A 17,349-nucleotide genomic window follows, 5' to 3' on the forward strand; every position below is an offset into this window, starting at 1 on the left:
GTGATGATACGTTTAAATAAACGGATTATAGATTACTCTAACGTGAACAACGGTTGTGGCTTGCCAATGTGGTATCCCTGTAACCACCCGACATTCATGTGTTCCAGGTGCATCTGGATTTCGGCACTTTCAACAAACTCGGCGACAACCTGCATACCTTTCATTGCCGCAACCCGGCAGAAAGATTCGATGATATAGCGACTAACCTCACATTTTATAATCCCACGAACGAAAGACCCATCAATCTTCAAAATATCTGCTTCAATGTTCATCAGGCGTTCATAGCTTGCAAACCCGGCACCGAAGTCATCAATCGCGATTCGGCATCCCAATTGACGTAGTAAGCGTAGTGTATCTGCCGTGTGTTCTTTATCTGACAGGGTATCAGCCTCGGTTATCTCAAAAATAATCTGTTGCGGTATCACCACATATTCCTGCAACAACGCAGTTATCTTTGCAACGATACCTGAACGACATAGCGTCACTGGCGCCAGGTTAATGGAAAAACAACTCAGCGGATGGTAGCGCATGTACTTCAGGGTGTTCTCAATAACCCAAAGATCGATATCGGGTGCTAACCCTGTGTCGCGTGCAACCGACAGAAAATGGTCAGGGGAAAGAAATTCCCCGTGCTCATTGAGCATGCGGATCAATATCTCATGATAGGATTCATCACCACGAGTACTGACGATAGGCTGGGCCAGCAGGACAAAGGTATTGTGATCCAACGCGTTTTGCAGTGCAGCGCGAACATCCGTTGTATCGGTAGTAGGGTTGCCAAACAGTCGGCTATGCTGTGCCTCAAGGTTTTCCGGCCTGCCGTTGGTCATTGGCGATATGACTTTTGTTATTATTGGAGGGAACATCATATTCATATCAAATTAATAAATAAATACTAATTTATAGATAAAAATGGACATTCCGCGTAGCTGGCATCAGCGGTGAAGAAAAAGACAAAAACCAACATACTGATAATCAACAAAAATCACAAACCCAGTTTTTGCATTATCATTCCAGTTGAGTGCAAAAAAACACGTCAGATGCTTTTAATGTTTACTTTAACATACAAAAAAAGAGAGTTTCCCTCGCTTCATAATTATTTTTCCGTCACTCACTAACTCCTGCAATACTTTGTGGATAGCACTGCGTGAGATATGATTTCGAGCGAGAATGAATGTATACACAGATGTGTTTTCACGCATCTCAGGCTCCATCGACCAAATATATTTCAGGTGTTCAATAATCAATTCACGGATAGTGCGATGCGATTGCAATTTTTCTCGCTGAAAATAGCGTTGCAGATGTAGCGTTAAAATATCAAATGCATGTTTCCAAAGATTCTTAGCAGTGAACAAAAGTTCGGCATTGGGTGCACTCATCGCCCACATTTCACAATCGGTATCACAACGTAAATAGTGTCCGGCAACTTCCGTACGCATTTGCGGCAAGCCGAGGATGGCCGGCGCAGAAATACTTACCATCACTAAATCATTTTCCACACGATGAACAGAGACGGCCCCTTTCTCCAGAAACAAGATATTCCCATCACTCTTCAGATCAATACGCTGGCGTTTTTTGCGTAAGGACAGCCAGGCATTATCTGACTTTTTCATTTCATCACCAACAAGCACTACAGCATTTTCAATATCTTTCTGGAACATGGGACTCTCTACCGCAAATTATGGCTTTGTCAAAACGAGGGTGGATTTTTACTCAACACGAAAAATAAATGTCAGCTCACCAGCAAGCTGACATTTATTCCCATCTACATCTACCACCGGCATTCCCTGGTGCCGTTGACGCGTTCAGACTCATGCTGTTTTCGCGTGGTGGCGCCAGGCAGTATATGACGCTGTCCATAAAGAATTAATGGCAATCATCTTTGTCGTTGTTATTTCATCTTTCTGTTCTTTGCAATGTAGCCAAAAAGATACAATACATTGATTTATATATATTTTATTTTCATTAAAAAGTTATCATTGTTGTTATATTATGATACTAAATTGAAACACTTCGCGGTTCTCGCTGCAGGGTCGGGTCCATACTGGTGGTCTTTATGGACTAAGTGGTATCATGACTCGCCAACCGCCTGGCGCACCAGCAAGAGTAGAAACATCATGTCTGAGACTGGCAATGTCAGTTATCTGATTGAAAAAATAATAATATTTACGCCAGCTACACAATCTCTGGCGCGGATAGATCAACCCAATCAGCGGATAAAACTCAAACTCTCGGCGTCATTATGTCTTTTATTACTTATTCAACATCGCGGGCAAGTGGTTTCCCAAAACGAACTACTGGAATTCGGCTGGGGTAAAAATCACCGCCAGGTGAGCTTCAACGCCTTTTATCAAAGCATTCTCTCTTTGCGCAAAAGTTTGCTACAGCTGGAACTGGAGCAACCGCTTATCACCACGATCCCCCGCAAAGGGCTGATCATCCAGGAAGAGTTCAATATTCAGGTGATTGGAACTCCGGAGGAGAGCGTATCTTTTACAGCAGAACCCTTAGTGCCGGATGTCGCCATAGAAGAACGGTCAGATGACACAGCGCGCCAACCTTTGATCACCACTGCTGAAATGGTAATACTTGCTATTACCCTGATAATTTGTGTGCTTATAATGTATCCGTGGCAAACCAGTGATAACTATTTCTCCGGCTATATCACCGCAGACAAACCCCCTACTGACTGTCAGTATTATTTTAATAATGATGCCAGTAATTTCTCCCGACATACGGCATTTATCAACAAAAATCCTGGGCTGTGTCAGAGCCATAAATTTATCTATATCACCACCTACCCTGAATCCAAAAAATTATCCGTGCTTGTATGTCGCTCACCGATGAAAAACAGGCAGGAAAACGCCTGTCAGTCGGTTTATTACCCACGGTATGATAGCTAATGAATTTTTATTCCCGAACGCCCCGCATCCAGACAGGTATTATCCTGCTGCTTTGTTTTGCTGCGCTAATTGTTACCGCCGTCTACCGGTACAGTAAAAACAATGGTCAGTTACATAATCTGACCTGTCGGTCTGCCATCGAGATTGTACGCAATACAAGCTCATTCCGAGGGATCATTGATATCAAAACCGGCGGCAGCAAAGGTATTGTGAATATTGATGGCATTATCAAAGATGCCGAAAATAATGAGCAGACCGTGCAACGCATGGTACTTTTTACACAATCCAGCTACGGCTCAAGCCCGGTTTGGATTTCGCAGAAAATCCAAATCTCCAATCGCGAAACAGCACCCGCCAGTCTCATTCAGGAACTCCTCCCCGACTTCTTCCTGACCAACACCAGCGTATCCAACGTCGATTTTTTTGCGCTGAATAGAGAGACGTATTTGATTACCAAAGAGGGGATCCCCTATCTGTACTGCCAGAATTATGCGTTGCCGGAAAATGAATAATCAATAAGCGTTCTGGCGGTAAAACCTACGGATGAATCTCAGTCATTGTCGGTGATAAGATAGGCCATTATGACCGAGACAAAGCTCGTCGTTACTGCCCTTCAGGCGGCTTTCGAATGACAAATTTGTGGGTTTATGTGAGTTTCCAGGGGCTCGCATGAGACGACCCAGGTACCCAAAAGATTAAAAAGAGCAAAAACGATATGAAAGAGTCACTTGATACGGACTTCACGAACCACACGCCGATGATGCAGCAGTATCTCAAGCTGAAGGCTCAGCACCCGGAAATACTGCTGTTTTACCGCATGGGCGACTTTTACGAACTGTTTTATGACGATGCGAAACGCGCGTCTCAGCTGCTTGATATCTCCCTGACCAAACGCGGCGCATCTGCGGGCGAGCCAATCCCGATGGCAGGCATTCCTCATCATGCGGTAGAAAACTACCTCGCTAAGCTGGTCAATCAGGGTGAGTCCGTTGCTATTTGTGAACAGATTGGCGATCCGGCGACCAGCAAAGGCCCGGTTGAGCGCAAAGTGGTACGTATTGTCACACCAGGCACCATCAGTGATGAAGCGTTGTTGCAGGAACGCCAGGACAACCTGCTGGCCGCCATCTGGCAAGACAGTAAAGGGTACGGCTACGCTACGCTGGATATCAGCTCCGGGCGTTTTCGTGTCAGTGAACCCGCTGACCGCGAAACCATGGCCGCGGAATTGCAGCGCACCAACCCTGCTGAATTGCTGTATGCCGAGGATTTTGCCGAAACCTCGCTGATAGAAGGACGTCGCGGCCTGCGTCGTCGTCCGCTGTGGGAATTTGAAATTGATACCGCCCGTCAGCAGTTAAATCTGCAGTTCGGCACGCGGGATCTGATTGGCTTTGGCGTGGAAAACGCCCCACGCGGATTATGCGCTGCCGGCTGTCTGCTGCAATACGTAAAAGATACCCAGCGCACCTCGCTGCCGCATATTCGTTCCATCACCATGGAGCGTCAGCAGGACAGCATCATTATGGACGCCGCCACACGCCGCAATCTGGAAATCACCCAGAACCTGGCGGGCGGGGTGGAAAACACGCTGGCTTCAGTACTCGACTGCACCGTGACACCGATGGGTAGCCGTATGCTCAAGCGCTGGCTGCATATGCCGGTCCGCGACACCAAAATCCTCATCGAGCGCCAACAGACCATCGGCGCGCTGCAGGATACCACCAGCGAATTACAACCCGTGCTGCGCCAGGTAGGCGATCTGGAACGTATTCTGGCGCGTCTGGCCCTGCGTACTGCGCGCCCGCGCGATCTGGCCCGTATGCGTCATGCCTTCCAGCAATTACCCGAACTGCGCGCACAACTGGAAAACGTAGACAGTGCCCCCGTGCAGATGCTGCGCGAGAAAATGGGTGAGTTTACTGAGCTGCGTGAACTGTTGGAACGTGCCGTCGTGGAAGCTCCGCCGGTGCTCGTACGTGACGGCGGCGTCATTGCCCCAGGCTACAATGAAGAGCTTGATGAGTGGCGAGCGCTGGCTGATGGCGCCACGGACTACCTCGACAGACTGGAAATCCGCGAACGCGAACGCACCGGTCTGGACACGCTGAAAGTAGGATTTAACGCCGTGCACGGCTACTACATTCAGATCAGCCGTGGGCAAAGTCATCTGGCGCCAATTAACTACGTACGCCGCCAGACATTGAAAAACGCCGAACGCTACATTATTCCGGAACTGAAAGAGTACGAAGACAAAGTTCTGACCTCAAAAGGCAAAGCGCTGGCGCTGGAAAAACAGCTGTATGACGAACTGTTCGACATGCTGCTGCCACACCTGGCTGATTTGCAACAGAGCGCCAGCGCGCTGGCGGAGTTGGACGTGCTGGTCAACCTCGCGGAGCGTGCTTATACCCTGAATTACACCTGTCCGATCTTCACCGATAAACCCGGCATTCGTATTACCGAGGGACGTCATCCGGTGGTTGAACAGGTGCTGACCGAGCCGTTTATCGCCAACCCGCTTAACCTCTCGCCTCAGCGACGGATGCTGATCATCACCGGCCCAAACATGGGGGGTAAAAGTACCTATATGCGCCAGACTGCGTTGATTGCGCTACTGGCCTATATCGGTAGCTACGTTCCGGCACAGAAAGTCGAGATCGGGCCTATCGATCGTATCTTTACCCGCGTAGGCGCGGCGGATGATCTGGCATCAGGTCGTTCCACCTTCATGGTAGAAATGACCGAAACCGCCAACATTCTGCATAACGCCACCGAGAACAGTCTGGTGCTGATGGATGAGATTGGACGCGGCACCTCCACCTACGACGGCCTGTCGCTGGCATGGGCATGCGCAGAAAATCTGGCGAATAAAATCAAAGCATTAACTTTATTTGCGACCCACTACTTCGAACTGACGCAGTTACCGGAGAAGATGGAGGGCGTCGCTAATGTGCATCTGGATGCGTTAGAGCACGGCGATACCATCGCCTTCATGCACAGCGTGCAGGATGGCGCGGCGAGCAAGAGCTATGGTCTGGCAGTCGCTGCCCTGGCTGGCGTACCGAAAGAGGTGATCAAACGCGCGCGGCAAAAACTGCGCGAACTGGAAAGCATCGCGCCAAATGTTGCCGCAACCCAGGTCGACGGTACGCAGATGTCGCTGCTGTCAGTACCGGAAGAAACGTCACCCGCCGTTGATGCGCTGGAAAACCTCGACCCGGATTCGCTAACGCCTCGCCAGGCGCTGGAGTGGATCTACCGGTTGAAAAGTCTGGTGTAGTTAAAAGAGCCCGATAGCGTTAGCCCTAAAGAAAAAGGCCAGTCTCAATGAGACTGGCCTTTCTTGATAGAACTTGTGCTTACTCGCGGAAAAGCGCTTCGATATTCAGTCCCTGAGTCTGCAGAATTTCACGCAGACGACGCAGACCTTCAACCTGAATCTGGCGAACACGTTCACGAGTGAGACCAATTTCACGGCCCACATCTTCCAGTGTCGCAGCTTCGTACCCCAGCAGACCAAAACGACGTGCCAGCACTTCACGCTGTTTGGCGTTCAGTTCGAACAGCCATTTGACGATGCTCTGTTTCATATCATCGTCTTGCGTGGTGTCTTCCGGACCGTTTTCCTTTTCATCGGCCAGAATATCCAGCAACGCTTTTTCGGAATCGCCACCCAGCGGGGTGTCTACCGAGGTAATACGCTCGTTGAGTCGGAGCATACGGCTGACGTCATCAACCGGTTTATCCAGTTGTTCAGCAATCTCTTCTGCACTCGGTTCGTGGTCCAGTTTATGCGACAACTCACGCGCGGTACGCAGATAGACGTTCAGCTCTTTTACAATGTGAATCGGCAGTCGGATCGTACGGGTTTGGTTCATAATCGCCCGTTCGATCGTCTGGCGGATCCACCAGGTTGCGTATGTTGAGAAGCGGAACCCACGTTCCGGGTCAAACTTCTCGACGGCACGGATAAGCCCTAAATTGCCCTCTTCAATCAGGTCCAGCAATGCCAGACCACGATTGCCATAACGACGAGCAATTTTCACCACCAGACGCAGGTTACTTTCAATCATGCGACGGCGAGATGCGACATCTCCACGCAGTGCGCGACGCGCAAAATAAACTTCTTCTTCGGCTGTTAACAGTGGTGAATAACCAATCTCACCAAGGTAAAGCTGAGTCGCGTCCAACACACGCTGTGTGGCCCCCTGCGATAACAGCTCTTCTTCAGCCAGGTCGTTATCACTGGGTTCCTCTTCACTCAAGGCTTTTTCATCAAAAGCCTCTACTCCGTTCTCATCAAATTCCGCATCTTCATTTAAATCATGAACTTTCAGCGTATTCTGACTCATAAAGGTGGCTCCTACCCGTGATCCCTAACGGAACTAGCACGTGAAAGCCTGGTTCCGCCTAATTATCGCTGCGGTAAATAGCGCAGCGGGTTTACGGATTTCCCCTTGTAACGAATTTCAAAATGCAAGCGTGTTGAACTGGTTCCGGTGCTACCCATGGTAGCTATTTTCTGCCCCGCCTTGATTTCTTGTTGTTCCCGGACCAGCATTGTATCGTTATGGGCGTAGGCGCTCAGGTAATCATCGTTATGTTTGATGATAATAAGATTACCGTAACCACGCAGCGCATTACCGGCATAGACGACGCGTCCATCTGCGGTCGCGACAATAGCCTGTCCTTTGCTGCCTGCAATGTCGATCCCTTTATTGCCACCTTCGGTAGCCGCAAAGTTTTCGATAACTTTGCCGTCAGTCGGCCAGCGCCAGGTAGAGATTGGCGAGCTAGTCGACGTTGAGCTTGCAGTTGATTCGGTTGTGCTAACTGCTGGAGCCGTTACAGGCGCTGTGACCACAGTCCCAGCAGGCTTGTTGTTCGGCAACATTTTGTTAGCACTTTGTTCACCTGAATCCTCAGAATACGTAATTGTTGGTTTCGAAGCAACAGCAACGGTGGAATTTTGTGCAGGGTTGGTCACAACTCCTTGCTGTGCTGCATCCGCCTGGGTGATGGCATTGCCACCGGTAATCGGTGCACCAGACGCGTTGCCCACTTGCAGAGTTTGACCGACATTCAGGCCATACGGGGCCGGAACGTTATTGCGTTGTGCGAGGTCACGGAAATCGTTCCCGGTGATCCAGGCAATATAGAAAAGGGTATCGCCTTTCTTAACAGTATAGGTACTCCCGCCCGTGTAGCTACCTTTCGGAATATTCCCATACTTACGATTGTATACAATACGACCGTTTTCCATCTGCACAGGCTGTTGAGCAACAGGCTGGATTTGCGTTGGCTGTGTAGTTGGTTGCTGCACCGACTGGATCTGTGGCGTCTGCTGTACGGTCGACGTCGAGCCCATTTTGGGTGGAGGCGTAATCAGCATGCCAGAACTGGTGTTCGTTGATGCACTACCGTTAACCGAGCTGACCGGCGCTGGTGGATTCGAGGTGTTTGAACAACCTGCCAGCCATAGTGAAACCAGTGACAATGCCGCAATGCGGCGAACGGTAAATTTGTGGCTTCCCGCGCTCATTTATCCCCCAGGAAAATTGGTTAAAACCAGTGACGTAATCACCGTGCAAGGCCCCGTCACAATACGCTTACTCTTTCGAGAATAACCAGGAAAACTCCAGGTATTCAGCAGCGCTATCTACGCAAGCTCCCCTTTCACTAAGGGAACGAAACGTACGGCCTCCACGGTATCGATAATAAATTCGCCTCCCCGACGACGCACCCGCTTCAGAAACTGGTGCTCATCGCCCACGGGTAAGACGAGAATGCCGCCCTCATCCAGTTGCATCATCAATGCGGTCGGGATCTCGGGCGGCGCTGCCGTTACAATGATAGCGTCAAACGGAGCTCGCGCCTGCCAGCCTTGCCATCCATCACCATGACGGGTCGAAACATTATGTAAATCAAGCTGCTTCAGGCGGCGACGCGCCTGCCATTGCAAACCTTTAATGCGCTCAACGGAGCACACATGATGCACCAGGTGCGCCAGAATCGCCGTCTGGTAGCCAGAGCCAGTGCCAATTTCCAGCACACGAGACTGCGGCGTTAGCTCAAGCAGTTCGGTCATTCGCGCAACCATATAGGGCTGCGAAATCGTCTGCCCCTGACCAATCGGCAGGGCAATATTGTCCCAGGCCTTATGTTCAAACGCCTCATCAATGAATTTTTCACGCGGCACGGCGGCGAGCGCATCGAGGACAAGCTCATCTCTGATGCCCTGCGCACGTAATTGTTCAAGAAGAGTGTGTACGCGTCTGCTTACCATTGCGTGTCGACTCCCACGCTGTCTAACCAGTCAGAAACCACTTCATGCGCGCCGTATGCGGTTAAATCGACGTGCAGCGGCGTGATAGAAACATAGCCTTCATCGACGGCGGCAAAATCCGTATCCGGTCCGGCGTCGCACTTTTCACCCGGTGGCCCGATCCAGTACAGCGTATTACCGCGTGGGTCCTGCTGTGGAATAACCTGATCCGCCGGATGGCGACTGCCGCAGCGCGTGACGCGAATACCTTTAATTTGATCCAGCGGTAAATCCGGCACGTTGATATTCAAAATGCGACCGGTGCGCAGCGGTTCACGACTCAGCGCCCGTAAGATACGACAGGTTACTGCGGCAGCAGTATCGTAGTGTTTATGGCCATCGAGTGAAACAGCCAGCGCCGGGAACCCCAGATGACGACCTTCCATTGCCGCCGCAACGGTACCGGAATAGATAACATCATCACCCAGATTAGGACCCGCATTAATACCAGAAACGACAATGTCCGGACGCGGACGCATTAATGCGTTCACGCCCAGATAGACGCAGTCGGTGGGCGTACCCATTTGTACGGCGATATCGCCGTTATCATAGGTAAAGGTGCGAAGTGAGGATTCCAGCGTCAGCGAGTTAGACGCGCCACTGCGGTTACGATCCGGGGCAACCACCTGTACGTCAGCAAACTCACGCAGCGCTTTCGCCAGCGTTTGTATACCGGGTGCGTGGACCCCATCATCGTTACTCAGCAATATACGCATAATCACCCATTGTGTTAATAAGTTCCCTTACAACACTGGTGGCGAAGCTACCTGCCGGTAGCCAGAAGCGTAACTCGACGGTTACGTCATCCCACCAGTTCCAGCTTAATTGTTGTGGATACAGCAACATAGCGCGACGCGACGCGTCGACTTTCTCGCGCAATAACAGAGACTGCAGCGCGGTTTCATCAGCAACAGCGGCTTTTTCAAACGCCAGTGCGTCGCGCTGAGTTCCCCACTCACCGCTGCCCGGTAATGCCGCTGTGATCATCAATTCTTTCTCATCGACGCGACGCTGTAATTCAGTGTGTTCTTCCTGTGTGGCGACAAACCAGCTTCCACGTCCGGATAATTGTAGCGCATCGCCGTCAACAACTTGATTAAAGTCTGTTTTTTTCAAGCGTTCACTGACTATCTGATTAAACAACGCGCTACGGGCCGCCGACAACCAAAAACTGCGTTTATTGCGATCGCGCACCGGCGCATCGCTTTGTGCCCAGCGCAGCGCCCCTTGCAGGTTGCTACCGCCGATACCAAAACGCTGAGCGCCAAAATAGTTCGGTACGCCGCGTTCGCTAATCGCCTGCAAACGCGCTTCAACGTCATTTCGCTCGCTCACTTCACGCAACACCAGCGTAAATTCGTTGCCTTTCAGCGCCCCTAAACGCAGCTTACGCTTGTGGCGCGCGTACTCCAGAACTTTACAGCCTTCGAGCTCAAATTTGCTTAGATCAGGCATTGCATTGCCCGGTACACGCGCGCACAGCCACTGTTCCGTGACCGCATGCTTATCTTTCTGCCCGGCAAAGCTCACTTCACGGGCGTGAATTTTCAGGAATTTCGCCAGCGCGTCAGCCACAAAACGGGTGTTACAACCGTTTTTCAGGATGCGCACCAAAACATGCTCGCCTTCGCCATCCGGTTCGAAGCCTAAATCTTCGACGACAACAAAGTCTTCCGGATTCGCTTTCAGGACGCCATGGCCCAGTGGTTTGCCATGGAGATACGTCAGATCGTCAAACACAGTCATTTCGGTGCCTTAATGAGTAACGCCACCGCTTCACAGGCAATCCCTTCCCCACGCCCGGTAAAACCGAGTTTTTCCGTGGTGGTCGCTTTCACGTTAACATCATCCATATGGCAGCCGAGATCTTCGGCAATAAACACGCGCATTTGCGGAATGTGCGGCAGCATCTTCGGCGCCTGAGCAATAATTGTCACATCCACATTACCAAGCGTATAGCCTTTGGCCTGAATACGCCGCCAGGCTTCTCGCAATAATTCACGACTATCGGCACCTTTAAAGGTCGGGTCGGTGTCAGGGAAGAGTTTACCGATATCCCCCAGCGCAGCCGCGCCCAGCAGAGCATCGGTTAGCGCGTGTAACGCCACATCGCCATCAGAATGCGCCAGCAATCCTTTTTCATACGGGATGCGCACACCACCAATGATAATTGGGCCTTCTCCGCCAAAAGCGTGTACGTCGAAACCGTGTCCAATTCGCATTATGTCTTCTCCTGGTGGGTAGTCCGGGTCAGATAAAATTCGGCCAACGCCAAATCCTCTGGACGCGTTACTTTAATATTATCAGCCCGTCCTTCAACGAGCTGAGGGTGTAAGCCGCAATATTCCAGCGCCGAGGCCTCATCCGTAATGGTTGCGCCTTCGTGGAGCGCACGGGTCAGGCAGTCGTGCAACAGCTCGCGAGGGAAAAACTGCGGCGTCAACGCGTGCCATAAATCGGTGCGATCGACCGTATGGGCAATGTCTGTTCGGCCCGGCTCCGCACGCTTCATCGTGTCGCGTACTGGTGCCGCCAGGATCCCGCCGGTGCGGCTGGTCTCACTGATTGCCAGTAAACGGGCTAAATCATCCTGGTGCAGACACGGACGCGCGGCGTCATGCACCAGTACCCAACTGGCCTCACCTGCGGCTTGCAAACCGGCAAGGACAGAATCGGCACGCTCGTTGCCGCCATCCACTACGGTAATTTGCGGATGCGCGGCGAGTGGAAGTTGGGCAAAGCGGCTGTCGCCTGGGCTGATAGCGATAACGACTCGCGTCACCCGGGGATGAGCCAGCAGCGCATCAACCGAGTGTTCAAGAATGGTTTTATTGCCAATAGAGAGGTACTGCTTAGGACACTCTGTTTGCATTCGGCGGCCAAACCCGGCAGCCGGCACCACGGCGCAAACGTCCAATAAAGTGGCTGCCATGTTAAATCCCTGGACGGTTTATCGATTGTTTTGCCCTGCAGTCTGAGCGCGTTTAGACGCGTCAGGCACCAGACGATAAAAGGTTTCGCCCGGCTTAGTCATGCTGAGTTCGTTGCGCGCGCGCTCCTCAATAGCCTCTTGTCCACCATTGAGATCGTCAATTTCGGCAAAGAGCTGATCGTTACGTGCTTTAAGTTTCGCGTTCGTAGCTTGCTGCGCAGCAACATCATCGTTGACGCGACTATAGTCATGTATGCCGTTCTTACCGAACCACAGCGAATACTGCAGCCAGACCAATAAAGCCAGCAACAGCAGCGTTAGTTTACCCATCCTGCCCCCTGAAAAACGGCATTAACATCCCATAACTTCCGCAGACAACTTTACATCAACGGTCGGGAATGCCGCGACAACGCGGGCAAATGTACCACATTTGCCCGTTGTTACGTATACCCCGTGTAAGGAGAACATAATCTCATTGTTGGTTACGGTTTGAATTATGACCAGAGAGTGAACAACATCAGCGATTGTTAAAAAAAGGCGTTTGCCTAACCCAACAACCACAGAAATAGCGCGCCAAACATCGCCCCAACCACCAGCAGGGTGCAGGTAATGCTCAGCAGCAACAGCCCCTTCAATAGGGAATGCAGCGCAATACCCGCGACAATCGCCACGGGCAGCAATGCGAGGAAAAAGGGCCAGGTATAAATGAAGAAAAAGAGTGTGTTAGGGCCATAAATCAGAAACGGAATCCCCAGCGCCAACAGCCACGCGATAAAACCGACCACGGCACCCGGTAGTGACCAGGTGGTCTCATCGTCGGCGGCGAAGGTATCTGACTCTGTAATAGTAATGTTATGGCTGTTACGCATATCTAATCCTGTGACCGTGACTGACCGGGCATACAAGCTCGGGTGTCTCAGGATCTGATAATATCTTCCTGCTTCAGCAGGTCTAATAATTGGGGTACCAAATTTGTTACCAATTGTTCACCATCAAGGTGAATCTCTGGCGATTCAGGCGCTTCGTATACCGAATCAATTCCGGTGAAATTACGCAACTCACCCGCCCGCGCTTTTTTATACAGCCCTTTTGGATCGCGTAATTCGCACGTTGCCAGCGGCGTGTCGACAAAAACCTCAATAAAACGCCCTTCACCAACGCGTTCACGGACCATTTTGCGTTCGGCGCGATGTGGAGAGATAAAGGCGGTCAACACCACAAGACCCGCATCCACCATCAGGTTAGCCACCTCGCCAACCCGACGAATATTCTCCTTACGATCGGCATCGCTAAACCCAAGATCGCTGCACAGGCCGTGGCGCACGTTATCGCCATCCAACAAATAGGTACTCACTCCCAGCTTGTGCAACGCCTCTTCCAGCGCTCCTGCTACCGTGGATTTACCGGAACCAGACAGCCCGGTAAACCACAGCACAACACCACGATGACCGTGGCGTTGTTCCCGCTGTTGCGGTGTAACAGGATGGGCATGCCAGACGACGTTTTCGTCATGCAGCGCCATTATTTTCCTCCCAGCAGATCGCGCGCGCCCCAGTGCGGGAAATGGCGACGCACTAACGCATTAAGCTCCAGCTCAAACGCGCTGAACTGAGAAGCCGCGGTGTGCTCCTGGACGATTGGCTCACGTACCAGCCCCGCGCCAACGGTAACGTTGGTCAGGCGGTCAATGATAATCAGCCCGCCCGTAACCGGATTCTGCTGATAGGTATCCAGCACCAGCGGCTCATCAAAAGTCAGATTAACCAGACCGATGCCGTTTAGCGGCAACGCTTCAACATCACGTTGGGTCAGGTTATTAATATCAATCTGGTACTGCACGTTATCAACGCGTGCGCGGGTCTTCTTACCGGCGACTTTGATGTCGTAGCTCTGTCCAGGCGACAACGGTTGTTCCGCCATCCACACCACATCAACGGCAGCGCTTTGTACCGCAGGTAACGCTTCACCGGCATCAAGCAGCAGGTCGCCCCGGCTGATATCGATCTCATCTTTCAATACCAGGGTGATCGCTTCACCCGCATGTGCTTCCTGTAAATCGCCATCAAAGGTTACGATCCGCGCCACGCTCGACTCAACGCCGGATGGCAGCACTTTGACGCGTTGCCCTACCTTCACACTACCGGAGGCCAGCGTCCCGGCATAACCACGAAAATCCAGATTCGGTCGGTTCACATATTGCACCGGGAAGCGCATCGGCTGAGTATCAACTATGCGTTGGATCTCAACGGTTTCCAGTACTTCCAGTAGCGTCGGACCGCTGTACCACGACATGCTGGCGCTTTGTGAAGCCACGTTGTCGCCTTCCAGCGCAGAGAGCGGCACAAACCGGATATCCAGGTTGCCCGGCAACTGTTCAGCAAAAGTAAGATAGTCTTCGCGAATGCGGTTAAATGTCTCTTCGCTAAAGTTCACCAGATCCATTTTGTTGATCGCCACCACCAGGTGTTTGATCCCAAGTAGCGTGGAGATAAAGCTGTGACGACGGGTCTGATCCAGCACGCCTTTACGCGCATCGATCAGCAGGATCGCCAGGTCGCAGGTCGACGCACCGGTCGCCATGTTGCGAGTGTACTGCTCATGGCCGGGAGTATCCGCAATAATAAATTTACGCTTCTCGGTAGAGAAATAACGGTAAGCCACGTCGATGGTGATGCCCTGCTCGCGCTCGGCTTGCAAGCCGTCAACCAATAACGCCAGATCGAGCTTTTCGCCCTGAGTACCGTGACGTTTACTGTCGTTGTGCAGCGATGAAAGCTGGTCTTCATAAATCTGACGCGTGTCGTGCAGCAGGCGACCAATCAGGGTGCTTTTCCCGTCATCCACGCTACCGCAGGTTAAAAAACGCAGCAGGCTTTTGTGTTGCTGGGCGACCATCCAGGCTTCAACGCCGCCTTCATTAGCAATTTGTTGTGCAAGTGTCGTGTTCATGGCGGCTCCTTAGAAATACCCCTGACGTTTCTTCAGCTCCATGGAGCCCGCCTGGTCGCGGTCAATCACGCGGCCCTGACGTTCACTGGTGGTTGAGACCAGCATCTCTTCGATGATTTCAGGCAGCGTCTGCGCATTCGACTCCACCGCGCCTGTTAACGGCCAGCAGCCGAGCGTACGGAAACGCACCATGCGTTTTTTAATCACTTCGCCCGGTTGCAGATCGATTCTGTCGTCATCAATCATCATCAGCATGCCGTCGCGTTCCAGCACCGGACGCTCCGCCGCCAGGTACAGCGGCACGATGTCGATATTTTCCAGCCAGATGTACTGCCAGATATCCTGTTCAGTCCAGTTGGAGAGCGGGAATACGCGAATGCTTTCGCCTTTGTTAATCTGTCCGTTGTAGTTATGCCACAGTTCCGGACGCTGATTTTTAGGGTCCCAGCGATGAAAACGATCGCGGAAAGAATAAATGCGCTCCTTGGCACGCGATTTCTCTTCGTCACGGCGAGCGCCACCGAACGCGGCGTCGAAACCGTATTTGTTCAACGCCTGCTTCAACCCTTCGGTTTTCATAATATCGGTATGCTTGGCACTACCGTGAACAAACGGGTTGATGCCCATCGCCACCCCTTCCGGGTTTTTATGCACCAGCAGTTCACAACCGTAGGCTTTCGCCGTACGGTCACGAAACTCGTACATCTCGCTGAATTTCCAGCCAGTATCAACGTGCAGCAGAGGGAACGGCAACGTGCCAGGATAAAACGCTTTACGCGCCAGATGCAGCATTACGCTGGAATCTTTGCCGATGGAATACATCATCACCGGATTCGAAAACTCGGCGGCCACCTCACGAATAATATGGATGCTTTCCGCTTCCAGTTGCCGCAGGTGGGTAAGTCGTTTTTGATCCATAACCGTTCCTATGTAATGCCGTTATTTTGCTAACGATGCTCAGATAACCTGACTATAGGGAGGGCAAGAGGGCGAATGAAATTACGAATTGGAATGAGTAGTTCCTCAAAGGAATAACGATCCGGAAAAGCAAATATCAAAAAGTGCTTAAGCTACCGAATTTAGGGCATTTAGGAGCAAATGAAATTGTTTTACCTCGATCACGGTTTCATACTAGCGGCTAAAAATTTCTGCTTGGTATTTAAGGACTCATTATGTTTTCCGCAACGCGCCCCCTTCTTGCAATCCTGGCGCTCGGCGCGTGCTTTATCCTTCCCGCACAGGCAACATCTTCCAAACCTGGAGATATCGCAAATACCCAGGCTCGATATATCGCAACGTTTTTCCCAGGCCGCGTAACGGGCTCTCCGGCAGAAATGTTGTCTGCTGATTATATTCGCCAGCAATTTCAGCAGATGGGCTACAGCAGTGATATTCGAACGTTTAATAGCCGTTATGTTTATACCGCCAAAAATAACCGTAAAAACTGGCATAACGTCACGGGAAGTACCGTTATTGCTGCACATGAGGGTAAAGCGCCACAGCAGATTATTATCATGGCGCACCTCGACACCTACGCCGCACAGAGCGACGCTGATTCCGATGCCAATCTGGGTGGATTGACCCTGCAAGGTATTGATGACAACGCCGCAGGACTTGGTGTGATGCTGGAACTGGCGGAAAAACTCAAAGACGTGCCGACGCAGTACGGCATTCGATTTATCGCCACCAGCGGCGAGGAAGAAGGCAAACTGGGCGCGGAGAACATCCTGAAGCGAATGAGCGCCGCCGAGAAGAAAAATACGCTGCTGGTTATCAACCTCGATAACCTGATCGTCGGCGATAAGCTCTATTTCAATAGCGGTAAGAAAACCCCGGAAGCGGTGCGAAAATTGACGCGCGACCGGGCGCTGGCCATCGCGCACAGCCGCGGTATCGTAGCCAGCACCAATCCAGGACAGAACAAAAACTATCCGAAAGGTACTGGATGTTGTAACGACGCAGAGGTCTTCGACAACGCAGGCATTGCCGTGCTCTCCGTTGAAGCAACCAACTGGAGTCTGGGCAAGAAAGATGGCTATCAACAGCGCGCCAAAAGCGCCTCGTTCCCGGCAGGCAACAGCTGGCACGATGTGCGACTGGATAACCAGCAGCATATCGATAAAGCCTTACCGGGCAGAATAGAGCACCGTAGCCGCGACGTGGTACGCATTATGCTCCCGCTGGTGAAAGAACTGGCAAAGGCGGGTAAATCCTGACGAAGAAGCCCGGTAATATGT

20 protein-coding genes are annotated in these 17,349 nt (G+C 51.6%); 5 read left to right on the plus strand and 15 right to left on the minus strand.

From position 1 onward, the window contains the following. Positions 1-32 precede the first annotated feature (32 nt). A complete protein-coding gene (locus WC7_RS07705; RefSeq protein ID WP_016154201.1) occupies positions 33-830 on the minus strand; it encodes an EAL domain-containing protein in 798 nt (265 codons plus the stop codon). 228 nt (positions 831-1,058) lie between these two features. Continuing rightward, positions 1,059-1,661: a helix-turn-helix domain-containing protein gene (locus WC7_RS07700; protein WP_016154202.1), complete on the minus strand. Its 603-nt coding sequence runs from the start codon at positions 1,659-1,661 to the stop codon at positions 1,059-1,061. Between the two features lie 456 nt (positions 1,662-2,117). Here WC7_RS07700 and WC7_RS07695 point away from each other — a divergent pair, with 456 nt between their 5' ends. Together WC7_RS07695 and WC7_RS07690 are read left to right on the plus strand one after the other, a co-directional pair. Further along, positions 2,118-2,903 (plus strand): winged helix-turn-helix domain-containing protein, encoded by a 786-nt coding sequence (locus WC7_RS07695; RefSeq protein WP_016154203.1) that lies wholly within the window; start codon positions 2,118-2,120, stop codon positions 2,901-2,903. Beyond that, the gene (locus tag WC7_RS07690) at positions 2,903-3,415 is read left to right on the plus strand and encodes a hypothetical protein (protein ID WP_016154204.1); all 513 of its coding nucleotides are present in this window, start codon (positions 2,903-2,905) and stop codon (positions 3,413-3,415) included. The genes WC7_RS07695 and WC7_RS07690 overlap by 1 nt, the downstream gene beginning before the upstream one ends. A 133-nt stretch (positions 3,416-3,548) precedes the next feature. Here the strand turns inward: WC7_RS07690 and WC7_RS27350 are convergent, their stop codons facing one another. Further along, the gene (locus WC7_RS27350; RefSeq protein ID WP_225836897.1) at positions 3,549-3,656 is read right to left on the minus strand and encodes a YqaE/Pmp3 family membrane protein; all 108 of its coding nucleotides are present in this window, start codon (positions 3,654-3,656) and stop codon (positions 3,549-3,551) included. On the opposite strand from WC7_RS27350, the gene mutS reads away from it, so the two are divergent. Continuing rightward, positions 3,619-6,186, plus strand: a complete 2,568-nt coding sequence (mutS, locus tag WC7_RS07685; protein WP_016154205.1) for a DNA mismatch repair protein MutS — start codon at positions 3,619-3,621, stop codon at positions 6,184-6,186. The genes WC7_RS27350 and mutS overlap by 38 nt on opposite strands. A gap of 79 nt (positions 6,187-6,265) precedes the next feature. Here the strand turns inward: mutS and rpoS are convergent, their stop codons facing one another. Then, positions 6,266-7,258 (minus strand): RNA polymerase sigma factor RpoS, encoded by a 993-nt coding sequence (gene rpoS, locus WC7_RS07680; protein ID WP_000081498.1) that lies wholly within the window; start codon positions 7,256-7,258, stop codon positions 6,266-6,268. Between the two features lie 62 nt (positions 7,259-7,320). Next, positions 7,321-8,403 carry a murein hydrolase activator NlpD gene (gene nlpD / locus WC7_RS07675; RefSeq protein ID WP_230330220.1) on the minus strand — a complete coding sequence of 361 codons (1,083 nt, stop codon included), beginning with the start codon at positions 8,401-8,403 and terminating at the stop codon, positions 7,321-7,323. Between nlpD and WC7_RS27165 the strand changes: the two genes are divergently transcribed. Continuing rightward, positions 8,306-8,533, plus strand: a complete 228-nt coding sequence (locus WC7_RS27165) for a hypothetical protein (RefSeq protein ID WP_223870215.1) — start codon at positions 8,306-8,308, stop codon at positions 8,531-8,533. The two genes, nlpD and WC7_RS27165, sit on opposite strands and share 98 nt — an antisense overlap. Positions 8,534-8,565: 32 nt before the next feature. On the opposite strand, the gene WC7_RS07670 is transcribed toward WC7_RS27165, so the two are convergent. The 10 genes from WC7_RS07670 to cysD form a co-directional block, all read right to left on the minus strand. Continuing rightward, positions 8,566-9,192: a protein-L-isoaspartate(D-aspartate) O-methyltransferase gene (locus WC7_RS07670; RefSeq protein ID WP_003034172.1), complete on the minus strand. Its 627-nt coding sequence runs from the start codon at positions 9,190-9,192 to the stop codon at positions 8,566-8,568. Then, positions 9,186-9,947, minus strand: a complete 762-nt coding sequence (surE, locus tag WC7_RS07665) for a 5'/3'-nucleotidase SurE (protein WP_016154207.1) — start codon at positions 9,945-9,947, stop codon at positions 9,186-9,188. Before surE ends, WC7_RS07670 begins: the two co-directional genes overlap by 7 nt. Continuing rightward, positions 9,928-10,977 (minus strand): tRNA pseudouridine(13) synthase TruD, encoded by a 1,050-nt coding sequence (truD, locus tag WC7_RS07660; RefSeq protein ID WP_016154208.1) that lies wholly within the window; start codon positions 10,975-10,977, stop codon positions 9,928-9,930. Before truD ends, surE begins: the two co-directional genes overlap by 20 nt. Continuing rightward, complete coding sequence (gene ispF / locus WC7_RS07655; protein WP_016154209.1) at positions 10,974-11,453, minus strand: 2-C-methyl-D-erythritol 2,4-cyclodiphosphate synthase; 480 nt, start codon at positions 11,451-11,453, stop codon at positions 10,974-10,976. Before ispF ends, truD begins: the two co-directional genes overlap by 4 nt. Continuing rightward, the gene (ispD, locus tag WC7_RS07650) at positions 11,453-12,163 is read right to left on the minus strand and encodes a 2-C-methyl-D-erythritol 4-phosphate cytidylyltransferase (RefSeq protein WP_016154210.1); all 711 of its coding nucleotides are present in this window, start codon (positions 12,161-12,163) and stop codon (positions 11,453-11,455) included. The genes ispF and ispD overlap by 1 nt, the downstream gene beginning before the upstream one ends. A gap of 18 nt (positions 12,164-12,181) precedes the next feature. After that, entirely contained in the window at positions 12,182-12,493 is a 312-nt protein-coding gene (gene ftsB, locus WC7_RS07645; protein ID WP_003034163.1) for a cell division protein FtsB, read from the minus strand. A 215-nt stretch (positions 12,494-12,708) separates the two neighbouring features. Beyond that, positions 12,709-13,032: a DUF3561 family protein gene (locus WC7_RS07640; RefSeq protein ID WP_016154211.1), complete on the minus strand. Its 324-nt coding sequence runs from the start codon at positions 13,030-13,032 to the stop codon at positions 12,709-12,711. A 47-nt stretch (positions 13,033-13,079) separates the two neighbouring features. Further along, positions 13,080-13,685: an adenylyl-sulfate kinase gene (cysC, locus tag WC7_RS07635; RefSeq protein WP_016154212.1), complete on the minus strand. Its 606-nt coding sequence runs from the start codon at positions 13,683-13,685 to the stop codon at positions 13,080-13,082. Then, entirely contained in the window at positions 13,685-15,112 is a 1,428-nt protein-coding gene (gene cysN, locus WC7_RS07630; protein ID WP_016154213.1) for a sulfate adenylyltransferase subunit CysN, read from the minus strand. Before cysN ends, cysC begins: the two co-directional genes overlap by 1 nt. Before the next feature lie 9 nt (positions 15,113-15,121). After that, the gene (gene cysD / locus WC7_RS07625) at positions 15,122-16,030 is read right to left on the minus strand and encodes a sulfate adenylyltransferase subunit CysD (protein ID WP_003034152.1); all 909 of its coding nucleotides are present in this window, start codon (positions 16,028-16,030) and stop codon (positions 15,122-15,124) included. Between the two features lie 254 nt (positions 16,031-16,284). Here cysD and WC7_RS07620 point away from each other — a divergent pair, with 254 nt between their 5' ends. After that, the gene (locus tag WC7_RS07620) at positions 16,285-17,328 is read left to right on the plus strand and encodes an aminopeptidase (protein WP_016154214.1); all 1,044 of its coding nucleotides are present in this window, start codon (positions 16,285-16,287) and stop codon (positions 17,326-17,328) included. Positions 17,329-17,349: the final 21 nt, after the last annotated feature.

It is taken from the genome of Citrobacter sp. KTE151 (assembly GCF_000398845.1).
In the GTDB taxonomy this organism is placed as follows: Bacteria; Pseudomonadota; Gammaproteobacteria; order Enterobacterales; family Enterobacteriaceae; genus Citrobacter; species Citrobacter braakii.

Excerpts from the sequence above, each read along its gene's own strand:
- ispD (WP_016154210.1), bottom strand. The coding sequence starts at position 12,163 with ATGGCAGCCACTTTATTGGACGTTTGCGCCGTGGTGCCGGCTGCCGGG.
- WC7_RS07700 (WP_016154202.1), bottom strand. The coding sequence starts at position 1,661 with ATGTTCCAGAAAGATATTGAAAATGCTGTAGTGCTTGTTGGTGATGAA.
- surE (WP_016154207.1), bottom strand. The coding sequence starts at position 9,947 with ATGCGTATATTGCTGAGTAACGATGATGGGGTCCACGCACCCGGTATA.
- WC7_RS07690 (WP_016154204.1), top strand. The coding sequence starts at position 2,903 with ATGAATTTTTATTCCCGAACGCCCCGCATCCAGACAGGTATTATCCTG.
- mutS (WP_016154205.1), top strand. The coding sequence starts at position 3,619 with ATGAAAGAGTCACTTGATACGGACTTCACGAACCACACGCCGATGATG.
- ispF (WP_016154209.1), bottom strand. The coding sequence starts at position 11,453 with ATGCGAATTGGACACGGTTTCGACGTACACGCTTTTGGCGGAGAAGGC.
- WC7_RS07705 (WP_016154201.1), bottom strand. The coding sequence starts at position 830 with ATGACCAACGGCAGGCCGGAAAACCTTGAGGCACAGCATAGCCGACTG.
- cysD (WP_003034152.1), bottom strand. The coding sequence starts at position 16,030 with ATGGATCAAAAACGACTTACCCACCTGCGGCAACTGGAAGCGGAAAGC.
- ftsB (WP_003034163.1), bottom strand. The coding sequence starts at position 12,493 with ATGGGTAAACTAACGCTGCTGTTGCTGGCTTTATTGGTCTGGCTGCAG.
- WC7_RS07670 (WP_003034172.1), bottom strand. The coding sequence starts at position 9,192 with ATGGTAAGCAGACGCGTACACACTCTTCTTGAACAATTACGTGCGCAG.
- cysC (WP_016154212.1), bottom strand. The coding sequence starts at position 13,685 with ATGGCGCTGCATGACGAAAACGTCGTCTGGCATGCCCATCCTGTTACA.
- WC7_RS07620 (WP_016154214.1), top strand. The coding sequence starts at position 16,285 with ATGTTTTCCGCAACGCGCCCCCTTCTTGCAATCCTGGCGCTCGGCGCG.
- cysN (WP_016154213.1), bottom strand. The coding sequence starts at position 15,112 with ATGAACACGACACTTGCACAACAAATTGCTAATGAAGGCGGCGTTGAA.
- WC7_RS07640 (WP_016154211.1), bottom strand. The coding sequence starts at position 13,032 with ATGCGTAACAGCCATAACATTACTATTACAGAGTCAGATACCTTCGCC.
- rpoS (WP_000081498.1), bottom strand. The coding sequence starts at position 7,258 with ATGAGTCAGAATACGCTGAAAGTTCATGATTTAAATGAAGATGCGGAA.
- truD (WP_016154208.1), bottom strand. The coding sequence starts at position 10,977 with ATGACTGTGTTTGACGATCTGACGTATCTCCATGGCAAACCACTGGGC.
- WC7_RS07695 (WP_016154203.1), top strand. The coding sequence starts at position 2,118 with ATGTCTGAGACTGGCAATGTCAGTTATCTGATTGAAAAAATAATAATA.